Origin of the sequence: Streptomyces sp. NPDC057950 (genome assembly GCF_042887295.1) — a bacterium.
Classification (GTDB): domain Bacteria; phylum Actinomycetota; class Actinomycetes; order Streptomycetales; family Streptomycetaceae; genus Streptomyces; species Streptomyces kaempferi.
In genome coordinates this window covers 33,544-48,799 of the sequence record NZ_JBHVPP010000032.1, presented here as the reverse complement: position 1 = coordinate 48,799, position 15,256 = coordinate 33,544, and the positions used below count along the sequence as shown (strand labels likewise).

Below are 15,256 nucleotides of genomic sequence, written 5' to 3'. Positions count from 1 at the left end.
CGAACGCCCCGTCCACCAGGAAGCTCCCCCGGGCCCCGTGCGACGGTGACGGTACTGCGATCACCGTCCACGCAACGGAGCCACGTCATGGCAGACCTGCAGGAAGAACTGCACCCCACCCCCGAGGTGGCGGAGCTCGACCGGCCCGCTGCCTGGGCGGAGTCCGGGACGGCGGACCTGGACGTCCCGGAGTCGGCGCCGGCCGCGGCGCGGGACGACGCCCCGGACGCCGATCCCCTGGCGCGTGCGCGCAGCTTCCTCGCCGGCCATCCCGTCGCCGACGGCTACAGCGGTCTGCCCTGGGCACTGCGGCACCTGCCCTGGTACGACCTGGAGGTGGGCGAGAGCGCCGTGGACACGGATGTGCCGCGGCTGCGCGAGGGGCATGTCGGCGCGCTGTTCTGGTCGCTGCACCTGCCCGAGGGACTGGCCGGGGACCGGGCCGTCGGCGCCACCCTGGAACAGCTGGATCTGGTACGCACCGTGGTCCAGGCGCACCCCGAGGGGCTGCGGATGGCGCACACCGCCTCCGAGGTCAACGACGCCCGGCTCTGCCGCCGGGTGGCCGTGCTGCTGGGCCCGGCCGGTGCCGCCGCGCTCGGCGACTCGCTCGGCATCCTGCGGGCCCTGCGCACCCTCGGCCTGCGGGTCCTCACCCTCGCGGGCGCCTCCTGGGCCAGCCAGGCGGGCCTGACCAGGTTCGGGGAGGAGGTACTGCGCGAGATGAACCGGCTGGGCGTGATCGCCGACCTCTCCGGGACCTCGGACGCCACCGTCGCCCGTACCCTGGCGGCCTCCAAGGCCCCGGTCCTGTTCACCCGTTCGGCGGCCCGCGCGCTCCGTCCCCACCCGGCGAACCTCTCCGACGACGTCCTCGCCGGACTGGGCGCGGCCAAGGGGGTGTGCATGGTCCCGCTCACCGCCGAGCAGGCGGGCCCGACCGTCCGGGACGTCGCCGACCACCTCGACCATGTCCGGGCCGTCGCGGGCCCGGAGTGCGTCGGCGTCTCGGGGACGTACGACTCCGGGGCCGCGCATCCGCAGGACCTCGCCGACGCGTCCTGCTACCCGAACCTGATCGCCGAACTCCTGGCCCGCGGCTGGTCCGAGGCTGATCTCGCCCTGCTGACCTGGGGGAACGTCCAGCGAATCGTGCGCAGTGCGGACTTCACGGCGCGGGCGGCCCAGCAGCGCCGCGAGCCGTCCACGGCCAGGATCGCCGAACTGGACGGCTGATCCGGCGCCACGGTCAGCAGGCGCAGAGGCAGAACGGGTGCCCCGCGGGGTCGGCGTAGACCCGCCAGCCCCGGGAGCGGTCCTCCGCGTCCAGCGGCCGCGCGCCGAGCGCGAGCACGCCCTTCTCGGCCGCGTCCAGATCGTCGACGGTCAGGTCCAGGTGAAACTGCTGCGAGCCCTCGGGCGCCGGCCACCGCGGCGGTACGTGCCCGGGAGCGGCCTGGAACGCCAGCGACTGTCCGCCGGGCACCACCAGATCCACCCAGTCCGCGGTTCCTGCGTCTCCCGCGTTCCCCTCCTCGGATTCCACGGTGCCGCCCAGCACCTCGGCGTAGAACTCGGCCAGCGCGCGCGGGTCGGGACAGTCCAGGACGACGACGCCGAGCTTGGCGAGAGCCATGACCCCTCCTACGGGAGAATGGTTACCTGTAGACCCCTGAATGAGGTAACAGTGTTACTGCATACTCCCGCATAGGAGGTAACGTCGCAACCATGAACGACCGTGCACCCGCACCTGGAGGACTGGTCCTGATCCAGTCCCTGGTGAACACCCTCGACCTCGAATCGGGCGCGGACCGGCTGGACACCGCCGAGGGCCGGGCCGCGTTCGGCCTCGCGGCGGGCGGCACCGAGGCCGCACGCGAACTGCGCGAGTCGCTGCGCGCGGTGTGCCTGGCCCACGCGGACCATCCACCGCACCGGCCCGTCACCCCGCTCGGCGAACTGCTGGCCGGCGCGCCCCTGTACCTCACGGTCGACGGACGGGACGGCGGCGCGGGCTTCGCTCCGGCCGTCCCCGCCGTCCCCGCCGTCCCCGCCGTCCCGGCCGTCCCCGCCGTCCCCGTCGTCCTTTCGGCATCGGCGGCCCTCTCGGCCCCCACCACCCCGTCGCCCGCCGTGAACGGGTCCCTCATCTCCCGCGTCGCCGCCGCCATCGCGGAGTCGCTCGTCGACGGCACCTGGGCCCGGCTGAAGGCATGCGAGGCGTCGACCTGCCACTGGGCGTACTACGACCGCTCCCCGGCCGGCCGCGGCCGCTGGTGTTCGATGTCGGTCTGCGGGGCACGCGCCAAGATGCGCCGCTACCGCGCGAAGTAGGTGACGCGGCCGCACGAAGTGGGCCAACCGGCCGCGCCGTCCCCGGGGACGGTGGAGAATGTGTGCGACGCCGGTCCGGCCGACTGAGCCTCGGCCGGACCGGCGTCGTCCGGGTACCGCCGCGCCGGGTCAGGTGACCAGCAGCCGGTTGAAGAACGAGCGGTAGTGGCGCAGGGCCTGGCGCAGGTCCTCCGTGTCGGCCTGCTCGCCCCGGTTCCACTGTCCTTCCAGTTCCTGTTTGTGATCGGCGAAGGTGGCGGCGAGCCTCTGCATCACGTCCGCGACGAGGGCGTCGGCGGTGTGCACGGCGTCGCGCGGGTCGTCGACGAACTGGCTCTGCACCTCCTGCCAGCGGGCACGGAACGCCTCCTCGTCCCGTTGGCCGAGGAGTTGGGGGGTGTCGTCGGTGTCCTGGGCGCCCCGGGAGCCGCCGGTGGTCCGGTCCCGCGAGCTCTCCGCCCGCGTGTCGGTGCCCACGGCCCCGTCGTCCGGGCCGCCGGTGTCCCGCCCGGTGTCCGCGCGCCGCCCGGTGTCCTCACGTCCGGCGTCGTCGAATCGCCCGTCGTCCTCGCGTTCCGCGGCGTCGTTCGGCGTGGCCGTGCTCTCGCCGGGGAACATCGGCGCGTCGGGCGGCGGGCCCGAGGTGTCCTCGGCCGCGCGGTCGTGGGGCCGGGCGAGATCGTCGGTGGACAGGCCGCTCGCGGTGGCGGTGTCCGGCATGTCATGGCCTCGTGTGTCCTGGCGGTGCATCGCTCACTCCGTTCCGTCCGGGCCGGTCAGGCCCGCGCGTGGCGGCGACGGCCGCCGTCGGAGAGCAGCTCGTCGAAGAGGGCGCGGTAGTGCACCATGGCCCCCCGCAGCTGCTCCGTCGTCGCCTGGTGCTGTGTGCTGAGCGCGTCCACGTCATGGGCGGCCCGGTAGTGCTCCAGGGTGCGACCGTGCTCGACCGAGAGGTCCCTGAGCTGCTGCTCGAAGTCCTGGGTCGGATAGCCGCGTTCGTTCATCAGGGAGGTCACCAGGCGGTCCGCGTCGTGCACGGCGCCCTCCGGGTGATCCACGAAGTCTTCCTGCACGCCGGCCCAGTCGCGGGTGTACCGGTCCTTGGTGCCGCTGTCCAGCGGCCTGATGTCCAGGGAGTCGTGCCGCTTCTCACGGTCCTTGAGGTCGCGCTCCGCGGCCGAGCGGTTGTCGGCGTTCTCCACCGTTCGCTCGTACTCCGGACCGAAGCGCTCCCGCAGCTTCCGGCGCCGCATGAGCTGTGAAGCCACCACCGCGATCAGGGCGATCACCACCACGACAGGAATGATGATGGCCAGAAGTGTTCCTGTTGACATGGGGCAGAGCCTCCTCGCCGGCGCCCGATGTGCGCCTCTATCCGTCGGGTCCCCCCAACCCCGGGATTGAAACGAGATGCGTGGAATGCTCCGAACACGGCTATGAGTGTGATTTGTCGTCGGCGTGCGGGTCCGGTACGGACGGCGCGGGCGGGGCGCGCAGCGCGCCGAACACGGACCAGGCGACCGACACCATCGGAACGGCGACGACCGCGCCGATCACCCCGGCCAGGATGCTGCCGGCGATGACGGAGAGGGCGACCACCACGGGGTGCAGCCGGACCGCCCAGCTGAGCACCAGCGGGTGCAGCACATGGCCCTCGAGCTGGCCGATGACCACGATCAGGGCGAGGACCACGACGGCGACGACCGGACCCCGCGAGGCCAGGGCGACCACCGTGGCCACGGCGAGCGCGACGGGGGAGCCCACCAGCGGGATGAACGCGGCGAAGAACTCCAGCAGTGTGAGCGGCAGCGCCAGCGGCACGCCCAGCAGGAACAACGCGATGCCCACCACCACGGCGTTGGTGGCGGCCACGATGATGATGCCCCGGGTGTACCCGGCGAACGTCCGCCAGGCCGCCCGCCCCGCGCGGTCCCACGGGTCCCGCGCGTGCTTCGGCAGCAGCGCCTGGAACCAGTGCCAGAACCGCTCACCGGAGTGGATGAAGAACAGTGAGCAGAACAGCGCGAGCACGCCGCCGGCCAGCACCTCCAGTACGCGCCCGGCGCCGCTGAGCGCGCTGCTGAGCAGCGCGGAACGGTGCTGTGAGAGGTACGCGGTCGCCTTGTCCTGGAGGTTCGCCAGCGCCGCGTGGTCCACGTGGAAGGGAGATCCTTCCAGCCACCGCTCGATCCGCCCGGCGCCCCCGGCGAACTCCTCGCCCAGCCGCCCCGATTCACCCGCGACCAGACTGCCGACCAGGGACAGCAGCCCGAGCACCACCACCACGCTCCCCACCAGGCTCACCGCGGTCGCCAGGCCCCGGGGCAGCCACCGTGCCAGCAGATTGGCCGCCGGGCGCAGCACCGAGGTCACCACCAGCGCGAGGAACACCGCGACGGCGACCAGTTGCAGCCGTCCCAGGATCTTGAAGCACGCGTACGCGGCCGCTCCCAGCACGAGCAGCCGCCAGGCGTACGCGGCGGTCACCCGCAGTCCGCTGTTCACGTCCGCGGTCACGCTGTCGCGGCGCGCCGCCGTCCCGGCCGCACGCGCCCGGACCACCGCGCCCGTTTTGCCGAGGGGTCGGCTCCCGCGTACGACGTACCGCGCCCGCCGCGCGTAGCGACCGGAGCCGCGGCCCGCGTCCGGACCGGTGCCGGGCTCACCCGGCCGTCGGTGCGAACGACGCGATCCGTCGGTCACCTGTGCGTCACCGCCCTCCGTCGTCGGGACCGGACAGGCACGTCGCCGAAGAGGCGCCTGTGGTCGACGCCGTGGCATCACGTGACCGGGCCGCAACGGGACAGATCGCACACAAGGGGCGTCAGGGACAGCGTGTGGTGCTCCGAGGAGGGGCCGCAAGCCGGGGAGGGCGGGCGGGTCAGGCGGTGGGCCGTCCCATCGCCCGGTACGTCCAGCCGGCCCGCCGCCACAGCTCCGGGTCGAGGGCGTTGCGCCCGTCGAGGAGCACGCGGGCGGTGGCCGCCTCGCCCAGTGCCGCGGGGTCCAGCTCACGGAACTCGCGCCACTCGGTGAGGTGCAGGACGACATCGGCGCCGCGGACGGCCCCGGCGGCCGAGTCCGCGTACCCGAGCGTCGGGAAGAGCCGCTTGGCGTTCGCCATGCCCTTGGGGTCGTAGACGGTGACCTGGCCGCCCTGGAGGTGGATCTGCCCGGCGACGTTCAGTGCCGGCGAGTCCCGCACGTCGTCGGAGTCGGGCTTGAAGGTCGCGCCGAGCACGGCGACCCGCTTGCCGAGGAAGGAACCGCCGCCGAGCGCCTCGCGGGCCATCTCGACCATCTGGCCGCGCCGCCGCATGTTGATGGAGTCGATCTCGCGCAGGAAGGTCAGCGCCTGGTCGGCGCCCAGCTCACCGGCGCGTGCCATGAAGGCGCGGATGTCCTTGGGCAGACAGCCGCCCCCGAACCCGATCCCGGCCCGCAGGAACTTCTTGCCGATGCGCTCGTCGTGTCCTATGGCCTCGGCCAGCATGGCGACATCGCCGCCGGCCGCCTCGCAGACCTCGGCCATGGCGTTGATGAAGGAGATCTTGGTCGCGAGGAAGGAGTTCGCGGACGTCTTCACCAGCTCGGCGGTCGGGAAGTCGGTCACCACGAAGGGCGAGCCCTCGGCGACCGGCGTGGTGTACACCTCGCGCAGCAGTTTCTCGGACCGTTCGCCGCGCACGCCCACCACGATCCGGTCGGGGTGCAGCGTGTCCTGTACGGCGAAACCCTCGCGCAGGAACTCCGGGTTCCAGGCGAGTTCGGCGTCCTCGCCCGCGGGGGACAGCTCGGCGAGCGTCCGCGCCAGCCGTTCCGCGGAACCCACGGGCACGGTGGACTTGCCGACGACGAGGGCGGGTCCGTGCAGGTGCGGGGCGAGCGACTCGAAGGCCGCGTCGACGTACGACATGTCGCACGCGTACTCGCCGTGCTTCTGCGGGGTGTTCACGCAGACGAAGTGGACGTCGCCGAACTCCCCGACCTCGGCCCAGTCCATGGTGAAGCGCAGGCGCCCGGTGGACCCCTCGATGCCCGCCACGTGCTTGCGCAGCAGTTCCTCGAGGCCCGGCTCGTACATCGGGACCTCGCCCCGCTGGAGCATCTCGATCTTCTCGGGGACGACATCGAGCCCCAGCACCTCGAAACCGAGTTCGGCCATGGCCGCGGCGTGTGTGGCGCCGAGATAGCCGGTACCGATCACGGTGATCTTGAGGGCCATGCGTGCTCCTGGGGTATACGGCCGTGGGTGCGCTGCCCGAGCATAGTCGGGGCATGACGGGGCCCTTCGTCGGGCAGGTTCCCCGCTGTCGCCAAGCTCACGTATCCCTCCCGTGGGCGGGCCCCTAAAATTTGGGTTACTTAACGGTAATTAGCGTCTTTGGAGCGTGAGAGACCTTGGCCGGATCGGCTGATTTCGACCTGTACCGCCCGTCCGAGGAGCACGACATGCTCCGGGACGCGATCCGCTCGCTGTCCGAGGCGAAGATCGCGCCGTACGCGGCGGTGGTCGACGAGGAGGCCCGTTTCCCGCAGGAGGCCCTGGACGCCCTGGTCTCCTCCGACCTCCACGCCGTGCACGTGCCGGAGACGTACGGCGGCGCCGGCGCCGACGCGCTCGCCACCGTGATCGTGATCGAGGAGGTGGCGCGGGTGTGCGCCAGCTCCTCTCTCATCCCGGCCGTGAACAAGCTCGGCTCGCTCCCGGTGATCCTCTCCGGTTCCGAGGCCCTGAAGCAGAAGTACCTGGCGCCCCTGGCGGCGGGCGACGGCATGTTCTCGTACTGCCTCTCCGAGCCGGACGCGGGCTCGGACGCGGCGGGCATGAAGACGAAGGCGGTCCGCGACGGCGACTCCTACGTCCTCAACGGTGTGAAGCGCTGGATCACCAACGCGGGTGAGTCCGAGTACTACACGGTGATGGCCGTCACCGATCCCACGAAGCGCTCCAAGGGCATATCGGCCTTCGTGGTCGAGAAGTCGGACGAGGGCGTCTCCTTCGGCGCCCCGGAGCGGAAGCTCGGCATCAAGGGCAGCCCGACGCGCGAGGTCTACCTCGACAACGTTCGCATCCCCGCGGACCGCATGATCGGCGAGGAGGGCACCGGCTTCGCCACCGCGATGAAGACCCTCGACCACACCCGCATCACGATCGCGGCCCAGGCGCTCGGTATCGCCCAGGGCGCTCTCGACTACGCCAAGGGCTACGTCCGCGAGCGCAAGCAGTTCGGCAAGCCGATCGCAGACTTCCAGGGCATCCAGTTCATGCTCGCCGACATGGCCATGAAGATCGAGGCCGCCCGCCAGCTGACGTACGCGGCGGCGGCCAAGTCCGAGCGCGGCGACGCCGACCTGACCTTCCAGGGCGCGGCGGCCAAGTGCTTCGCCTCCGACGTCGCCATGGAGGTCACCACGGACGCCGTCCAGCTGCTCGGCGGCTACGGCTACACCCGTGACTACCCGGTCGAGCGCATGATGCGCGACGCCAAGATCACCCAGATCTACGAGGGCACGAACCAGGTGCAGCGGATCGTGATGGCGAGGAACCTTCCCTAGCGGGGTCGGGGGCCGCAGCTCTTCACGGAGCTGCGGCCACCTCCAGCGTGCGCGCTGTCCGCCGGCGCGGTCAGCGAGTCCCGCTCACCCCCAGGTGAACCCCTGCTGGATCTCCATGCACGCGTCCTCCTTGTCACCGCTCAGCACGGCGGCGGACTTGGGTGCCTTCGTCGGCTGCGCGGATGCCGGATAGGTCTTCCCGGTACGCCAGTCCGCGCCCACGATCACGGTGACTCCCGAGACGTCGGTCGACTTGCGCACCGAACTCAGCGGCACCCCCATCGCCTTGGCGACCGCCTGGGCGTCACCCTCCAGATCGGCGCTGGGGTAGAGGACGGTGGTCTCGGCCTCGGGGGTCAGTTCCGTGTCCTTCGTGGCCTGGGTGAACCCCTTGGCCCGCAGGGCCTGTTCGACGGCGAGGGCCCGCTGGGGCGTCGGGGCCTGGCCGTTCACTCCGGTGCCGTTGCGGACCTGTACGGCGATCTGGCCGTTCGGTGCCGCGGGGTCCTTCGAGGTCTGCTCGGCCTTCGGCTTCGTGCCGTGGCCGTTCAGCGGAGTGTCCTTACGGATCATGGAAATGAGCTGGTCGGCGTCACCGGGCAGCGGCACCAGCCGGTTGCGGTCCTGCGACCACTGCTCCGTGGGCAGCGTCGTCATCGTGATGCCCTTGGTGGGCACCCGCTTGAAGTCCTCGGACAGGTCGTACAGCTTCTTGACCGTTCCCAGGCCCTCGTCGACCGTGAGCGCCTTCGTCGCGGTCTCCGCCAGCCTGCGCATCTCGTCGGGGTTGCTCAGCGTCGCGTTGGCGCGCAGCTGGCGCACCATCGAGTTCATGTACATGTGCTGGGCGTGGGTGCGGCCGAGGTCGGTGCCGTCCTCGAAGCCGTAACGGGTGCGCAGCCACTGCAATGCCTGCTTTCCCTTGACCGGCGTGGTGCCCGCCTTCAGCTTCAGGCCCGATCCGTGGCCGTCCGAGGTGTGCGAGTAGACGTTCTTCCGTACGCAGACCGGGACACCGCCGATGGCGTCCGCCATCGACACGACCCCGGAGAAGTCGACCATCATGAAGTGGTCGATGTGGATGTCGGTCAGCTTCTCCCAGGTGGCGACCGTGCAGCCGGGGCCGCCGCGGCCCAGCGACTCGTTGGCCATGGACAGGGAGAGCGGCTCGTACACCTTGTGGGTGTGCGGGTCGGTGCACTTGGGGATGGAGATCATGGTGTCGCGCGGGAGGCTGACCACGGACATGTTGCTGCGGTCGGCCGAGACGTGCACCAGCATCTGCACATCGGCGAGCGGCGGGCGGCCCACATCACCCTTGGACCCGCCGAGCTTGAGGTCCTCCGCGGTGTTCCGGCTGTCCGAGCCGATCATCAGGATGTTCAGCGGACTCTGACCGGCGGCGTTCGCGGTCGCCTTGGGCGCGGCGTCGTCACCGAGGTTGAGCTTGTCCTTCTTGATGTTGCTGTTGAGGTGCTCGTAGTAGAGGTAACCCGCCCCGGCGGTCCCCAGTATCACCACCGTCAGCGTCATCGCCGACCAGCGCAGTATCCGCCGCTTCGGGCGCGGCGGTCTCGACCCCGCTCCGCGCCTGCGGCTGCCGCCCTGCGGCTCGCGGTCGCCGGACGGCGCCCGCGAGCCCTCTTTGTGCCGTCCGCCGTCGGTGCCCTGCGCCTCGCCCGCCCCACCGGGTTCGTCGCCGCGCCGAGTGTGCGGCAGAGCCCCTTCTCCGCGCACGCTGCTTCGTGTCATTCTCCTGCCCCTCCCCGCCCCCGGCATCCTCACCGCGGCTTCGTTTCGCGTCCCGGTACCCGCCCTAGTACGGACCGGGGCAACCATGTCGCCTTCCCCCTCCTCGACCGTGTGCCTCGGAAAGCCTGGGCACAGGCCGGGCGAAGTATCGGCCACGGCACATTTCGTGGCGCCGCCGTGCTCCTCCACTCAGTGAGACGCAGAATCGGCCCCCGAGGTCACCGGACGCGCCTGACCTCGTCGGCCGCCGACCGTGGAACGCCGGGCCGGTGCCTCCGCCGGAGCGGTGACCGGTACGCCCCCACACCTGAAGTCCCCACCGAGGGCGGCGCGTTCGCGGGCAGTCCCCGCGGGTCGCTCGCGCTCCCGCCCGGCTTCGGGGCCGGTGCCGGAGGCCCCGCGATGCCGGCCGGTTCGCGCGCCTGGTCGGCCTGGTCAGGAGGGTACTCCCGCGTCGTCCTCCACTGTTCCGCGGCGGCGTTGCCGAGCTGAGCGGACGCGAGTACGCCTGTGCGGCCCCGCGGCCGGACAAGGGTCGTCCAGGCGGAACCGTCGGGTGCGTCGGCGTTGTGGAGGCCGGCCCGGACATCGATGTCCGCCCGTCCACGGCCCTGCGTGTCCACGGTCGTCTTGTCCTCCGTCGGGGCCACGCGGTGTACCGGCCCCCAAAGCCCCTCGGCCGGTCATGCGCGCGGGCAGCGCGCGACTCGTGGCCAAGCGCGCCGGATCGCTCACACTATCGGCCAAGTCGAGCGTCGAGCGACGGCGGTGAGTATTGCCACTCCCGTACAACCGGTCAATCGACCCGTTTCCGGCGAATAAAGATCGTTCCTTGGCGCACGCTTTACTCGCGGGCGTCCGACGGTGGCCAAGGTCCCGCCAAACGCCGGACACCAGCTCCGCTGGTCAACGGCCGGTCGGCCAGGCGGGTTTGGGGCGCCGGCCCGGTGGGGCGGGGTCGGAGCCCGTGCCTGCCGGGCGTCACAGGGCGGCCAGCGCGCGGCGCAGGTCCTCGGGAGCGCGGTAGTGGACGGTCCGCATCCCGAGTGCGGACGCCGCCTCCACGTTCTCCAGGGTGTCGTCCACGAACAGGCAGCGCTCGGCCGGAACTCCGGCCCGTTCGACGGCGATGTCGTAGATGCGGCGGTCGGGCTTGGCGATCCCCACCCGCGCGCTGCTGACCACGTGGTCGGCGAGATCCGTCAGACCCAGGACCTCCAGGTCCTCCTCCAGCTGCACCGAGGTGTTGGTGACGAGGACCAGGGGCACCTGGGCACGGGCCCCGCGCAGCAGTGACACCACCGCCGCGTCCGCCCGGAACGGCGTCCGGACGAGCGCCCCGCCCAGCTCCCGGGCCGCCGCCTCGGACACCAGCCCGGCCAGACCCCGCACGGCCGACCGTGCCCACTCGTCCGGCGTGATCCGCCCGACCACCAGCGGCAGCACCGTGTCCGGTGCGAAGGCCAGCTTCATGGTGGTGCCCTCGGCCAGTCCGGCGGCGCGCTCCAGCGCGTTCAGGCGGGACGGGTCGTAGACGCGGATCACGTTGTCGACGTCGCAGAGCACCGCGTCGAAGGGGCGACCGTCCGAGGTGGGGCGGGAGGCGGGAGAAAGGCTCATGCCGTCACCCTGACATCCGGCCCGGGGAAGCCGCCGACCAGGGCCGTCGACCGGGCCGCCGCACCCTCCTCGCAGCCCTCACGCCCGCGTCGGGACCTGGGCCAGCGTGGCCCCGGGTGTTCCTGCGCTCCGGCTCGCGTGGCCCCGGGTGTTCCTGCGCTCCGGTCCGCGTGGCCCCGGGTGTTCCTGCGCTCCGGTCCGCGTGGCCCCGGGTGTTCCTGCGCTCCGGTCCGCGTGGCCCCGGGTGCTCCTGCGCTCCGGCCAGCGCGGCCCCAGGTGCTTCCGTGCCCCGGTACTCCCGACCTCCGGCGCCGCTGACCTCCGGCGCCCTCGTACTGCGGGGCCCCGTACTCTCGCGGTCCCGGCGCTCTCGCGGTCCCGGCACTCCGGCGGTCCGGAGCCGCCGACGGCTGCGGCTCCCGCCGGTGGTCTTCGTGCTGCCGGGAGCCCCGATACCCGGCCGGCGCCCGCGGGCCTACCCGGTCGGCGCCCGCGGTCGTACCCGGTCGGCGCCCGCGGCGCTACCCGGTCGACGCCCGCGGCGCTACGCGTCCAGCCCGTCCGCCACGCGCTTCTCCCGCAGTTCCATGATCGCCCGGCGGCGGGCCAGCCGGTGGGTGCGGCGGATCTGGGCCTCCTGGTAGCGGCGCTCGTCCCGCTCGGTCTCCGGGAGGACGGGCGGAACGCGGCGCGGCTTGCCGTCGGCGTCGACCGCGGTGAAGACGAGATAGGCCGAGCCGACCTGCTGGGGTGGCGTGGACTCGTTCCACCGCTCGGCGAGCACCCGGACACCGACCTCTATCGACGTCCGGCCCGTCCAGTTGACCTGGGCCTTCACATGGACGAGGTCGCCCACGCGCACGGGCTCGAGGAAAGCCATCTCGTCCATGGAGGCGGTCACCGCGGGCCCACCGGAGTGCCGCCCGGCCACCGCGCCCGCCGCGTCGTCCACGAGTTTCATGATCACACCACCGTGCACCGTGCCCAGAAGGTTGGTGTCGTTGTGGGTCATGATGTGGCTGAGCGTGGTCCGGGACGCGGAGGTCGGCTTGCCCGGAATATCGGATTCCGGAGTGGGCGCCTGGTCTGTCATGCCCTCCACCCTATGCGGGGTGCGCGCATGGTCCGCTTTGCATCAGCTCTGCAACAGGCGTGACCCAGATCTCCCCGCTCTCTTGTTAGGCACCTGGTGCGGCCCTGCACACTGGTCCGCATGAACGATTGGCCCGACGGGTGGGACGACAGCCGCAACAACGGCGGCAACCGTTACGGTCGCGGCAGCGCGGGCGCACAGCCCGAGAGCGCCCGCGTCATGCGGCAGGTTCGGCGTGGTCCGGCGTCGCCCGGTCCGGGCCCCGGCGCCCCGCCCTACGGCGGAGTGCCCCAGCAGCCGACGTACGGGAACGGCCAGGGGTACGGCGACGGCTACGACAACGGATACGACTCCGGTTACAACACCGGCCAGGTCTACGGTTCGCCGAACGGCCCCGGAGGCCCGCAGGGTCCCGGCGGCACCGGCACCCGGGATCCGCGCCCCGCGCCGAACTGGCGGCGCCGGATCAAGTGGACCGCGATCACGCTGGTCACGCTCTTCGTCGTGGTCTCCGTCGGCACGTACTTCTGGGCGGACTCCAAGCTCCACCGTGACGTGGATCTGTCGAAGGTCATCGACCGTCCCGACGCGGGCAAGGGCACCAACTACCTGATCGTCGGCTCCGACAGCCGCGCCGGAATGTCCGCCGAGGACAAGAAGAAGCTGCACACCGGGTCCGCCGAGGGCAAGCGCACGGACTCCATGATGATCCTGCACACCGGCGACAACGGCTCCACGCTGGTCTCGCTGCCCCGTGACTCGAACGTCGAGATACCGAGCTACAAGGGCTCCGACTCCGGCAAGACGTACCAGGGCACGGGCCGGCACGTGAAGCTGAACGCGGCGTACGCGGAGGACGGCCCCGAGCTCCTCGTGCGGACCGTCGAGTTCAACACCGGTCTGCGCATCGACCACTACGTGGAGATCGGCTTCGGCGGCTTCGCGAAGATCGTGGACGCGGTCGGCGGCGTCGACATGACCCTCGACAAGGGTTTCAAGGACAAGTACTCCGGCGCCGACTTCAAGGCGGGCGAGCAGACACTGAACGGCGAGCAGGCCCTCGCCTTCGTCCGTACCCGGCACGCCTTCGCCGCCTCGGACCTGGAACGCACCAAGAACCAGCAGAAGTTCCTGGCCGCCCTGGCCCACCAGGTGGCGACCCCGTCCACGGTCCTGAACCCCTTCGCGCTCTACCCGACGATGGGCGCGGGCCTGGACTCGCTCACCGTCGACAAGGACATGAGCCTGTGGGACCTCGCGGACATGTTCTGGGCGATGAAGGGTGTCACCGGCGGTGACGGCAAGTCCATGAACATGCCGATCTCCGGCTCCACGGGCGGCAACCTCGTCTGGGACAAGGCCAAGGTCAAGTCGCTGGTCGACGAGCTGAAGAACGACGAAAAGGTGACGGTCTCGGGCAACTGAGGACCCGACGCCCCGCACCCGTGACAGGGCCCCGCCGAGCACATCGGCGGGGCCCTGTCACATACATGCGCCCTAGCGGCACAGCACCTCGTCACCGGTCACCACGGGAGACGACTCCCCCTGGGGCGGAGCGTCCACCCGTACCCGTCTGACCTCCTTGAAGTCCGCCCCCGCGAGCACCTTCAGCACCGGCCCCTGCCGGTCGACCGCGCGCAGCTCGCTGCCGGGCAGCGCCGCCGCCAGGGAGCGCGCGGAACGGTCCCAGCGCGGGTCGTAGGTGATGACGGTGTGCTTCAGGCCCGACTCCTGCGCGGTGGCGGGCTGCCCGGTCGTACGGAACCCGGTGGCGGCGAGCGCGCCGTCCACCCGCTTGCCGAGGCCCTCGGTGGAGGTCGCGTTCTCCACCTGGACGTGGATCTGCTGCGGGGCCACCTCGACGTGCGCGACCGCGCTGCGCACCGCCGCCCGGTGCGGCGCGGTGAGCGGCTCGTCGTCGCGCAGCGACTCGAAGAGACGGGCGGCCTTCGGCTCGTCCCACTTCAGCGTCGAGCCGATGCCCTTGACGGCGAAGCCCATCCGCCCGATCGGCACGGTCGTGAACTCGGAGGAGGAAGGGGAGAAGTTGCGCATCGCCCGGCCGAGGTCCAGCAGCTCGTCGGTGCCGAAGCCCCGGTCCGCGCGGACCGAGCCGAGCACGGCCCGGGTGACGTCACGGAACCTCAGCGGGTTCAGCAGCACCCCGGAGGAGGTGGCGCGGCCGATCAGCGCCGCCAGGAACCGCTGCTGGCGCTGCATCCTGCCGAGGTCGGAGGCACCGTCGACATGCCGGGAGCGCACGTACTGCAGCGCCTGCCCGCCGTTCAGCTCGTGCGGGCCGGCCGTCAGGTCGAGTCCCGTGTAGGAGTCCTTCAGGGGCCGCGTGGTGCAGATGTCGACGCCCCCGAGCACGTCCACGGTCTTCATGAAGCTGGTGAAGTCGACCTCCAGGTAGTGGTCGATCTTCAAGTGGGTCATGTTCTCGACGGTGCGCACGGTCAGCTGCGGACCGCCCTCCGCGTACGCCGCGTTGAGCTTGATCGGGTGCGGGGCGTGCTGTGCGCCGGTGGTCTGGTCGGTGTGCGCGGGCGTCTCGGCGTACGAGTCGCGCGGCAGGCTGACGACGCTGGCGCGCTCCTTGTCCGCCGCGATGTGCACGATCATGATCGTGTCGGTGCAGTGGCAGGGGGCGCCGCCCAGGCGGTACTTGCGCCGCTCGCTCTCCGTGATCTTCTCGCGGCCGTCGGTGCCGACCAGCAGGATGTTCATGCCGTGGCCCGCCGCGGGACGGTTCTTCATGTCCTTGAACGGGTCGACCCGGGCGATGTCCTCGTCGAGGCTGGTGACCACCGCGTGCCCGATGCCCGCCGAGGCGAGGACCACCACCGACAGCGTGGTGATGACCCGCATGGCCCAGCGCGGCTTCCTCCTCCGTAC

At 71.5% G+C, this 15,256-nt stretch carries 13 protein-coding genes; 4 read left to right on the top strand and 9 right to left on the bottom strand.

The window, feature by feature from the left end; genetic code table 11:
- Positions 1–87: 87 nt before the first annotated feature.
- Positions 88–1,236: a dipeptidase gene (locus ACFVTC_RS38435; protein WP_390133788.1), complete on the top strand. Its 1,149-nt coding sequence runs from the start codon at positions 88–90 to the stop codon at positions 1,234–1,236.
- 13 nt (positions 1,237–1,249) lie between these two features.
- Here ACFVTC_RS38435 and ACFVTC_RS38430 read toward each other — a convergent pair whose 3' ends face one another.
- On the bottom strand, positions 1,250–1,636 hold the full coding sequence (locus tag ACFVTC_RS38430) for a VOC family protein (RefSeq protein ID WP_390133786.1): 387 nt from the start codon (positions 1,634–1,636) through the stop codon (positions 1,250–1,252).
- A 92-nt stretch (positions 1,637–1,728) separates the two neighbouring features.
- Here ACFVTC_RS38430 and ACFVTC_RS38425 point away from each other — a divergent pair, with 92 nt between their 5' ends.
- The gene (locus ACFVTC_RS38425) at positions 1,729–2,334 is read left to right on the top strand and encodes a CGNR zinc finger domain-containing protein (RefSeq protein ID WP_390133784.1); all 606 of its coding nucleotides are present in this window, start codon (positions 1,729–1,731) and stop codon (positions 2,332–2,334) included.
- 129 nt (positions 2,335–2,463) lie between these two features.
- On the opposite strand, the gene ACFVTC_RS38420 is transcribed toward ACFVTC_RS38425, so the two are convergent.
- The 4 genes from ACFVTC_RS38420 to ACFVTC_RS38405 form a co-directional block, all read right to left on the bottom strand.
- Entirely contained in the window at positions 2,464–3,054 is a 591-nt protein-coding gene (locus tag ACFVTC_RS38420) for a hypothetical protein (protein ID WP_390133782.1), read from the bottom strand.
- A gap of 56 nt (positions 3,055–3,110) precedes the next feature.
- A complete protein-coding gene (locus ACFVTC_RS38415) occupies positions 3,111–3,668 on the bottom strand; it encodes a hypothetical protein (RefSeq protein WP_390133780.1) in 558 nt (185 codons plus the stop codon).
- Between the two features lie 100 nt (positions 3,669–3,768).
- Positions 3,769–4,896 carry an AI-2E family transporter gene (locus ACFVTC_RS38410; RefSeq protein WP_390133778.1) on the bottom strand — a complete coding sequence of 376 codons (1,128 nt, stop codon included), beginning with the start codon at positions 4,894–4,896 and terminating at the stop codon, positions 3,769–3,771.
- A 319-nt stretch (positions 4,897–5,215) separates the two neighbouring features.
- On the bottom strand, positions 5,216–6,559 hold the full coding sequence (locus tag ACFVTC_RS38405) for a UDP-glucose dehydrogenase family protein (RefSeq protein ID WP_390133776.1): 1,344 nt from the start codon (positions 6,557–6,559) through the stop codon (positions 5,216–5,218).
- Between the two features lie 176 nt (positions 6,560–6,735).
- On the opposite strand from ACFVTC_RS38405, the gene ACFVTC_RS38400 reads away from it, so the two are divergent.
- Entirely contained in the window at positions 6,736–7,893 is a 1,158-nt protein-coding gene (locus ACFVTC_RS38400; RefSeq protein ID WP_390133775.1) for an acyl-CoA dehydrogenase family protein, read from the top strand.
- Between the two features lie 84 nt (positions 7,894–7,977).
- Here ACFVTC_RS38400 and ACFVTC_RS38395 read toward each other — a convergent pair whose 3' ends face one another.
- The 3 genes from ACFVTC_RS38395 to ACFVTC_RS38385 all read right to left on the bottom strand — a co-directional run bounded on the left by ACFVTC_RS38395 (position 7,978) and on the right by ACFVTC_RS38385 (position 12,358).
- Positions 7,978–9,645: an LCP family protein gene (locus ACFVTC_RS38395; protein WP_390133773.1), complete on the bottom strand. Its 1,668-nt coding sequence runs from the start codon at positions 9,643–9,645 to the stop codon at positions 7,978–7,980.
- Between the two features lie 981 nt (positions 9,646–10,626).
- Positions 10,627–11,265 (bottom strand): HAD-IA family hydrolase, encoded by a 639-nt coding sequence (locus ACFVTC_RS38390; protein ID WP_390133771.1) that lies wholly within the window; start codon positions 11,263–11,265, stop codon positions 10,627–10,629.
- Positions 11,266–11,809: 544 nt separating this feature from the next.
- Positions 11,810–12,358 (bottom strand): acyl-CoA thioesterase, encoded by a 549-nt coding sequence (locus ACFVTC_RS38385; RefSeq protein ID WP_390133769.1) that lies wholly within the window; start codon positions 12,356–12,358, stop codon positions 11,810–11,812.
- A 120-nt stretch (positions 12,359–12,478) separates the two neighbouring features.
- Between ACFVTC_RS38385 and ACFVTC_RS38380 the strand changes: the two genes are divergently transcribed.
- On the top strand, positions 12,479–13,783 hold the full coding sequence (locus tag ACFVTC_RS38380) for an LCP family protein (protein WP_390133767.1): 1,305 nt from the start codon (positions 12,479–12,481) through the stop codon (positions 13,781–13,783).
- 72 nt (positions 13,784–13,855) lie between these two features.
- Here ACFVTC_RS38380 and ACFVTC_RS38375 read toward each other — a convergent pair whose 3' ends face one another.
- Positions 13,856–15,229: an LCP family protein gene (locus ACFVTC_RS38375; protein WP_390133765.1), complete on the bottom strand. Its 1,374-nt coding sequence runs from the start codon at positions 15,227–15,229 to the stop codon at positions 13,856–13,858.
- Positions 15,230–15,256: the final 27 nt, after the last annotated feature.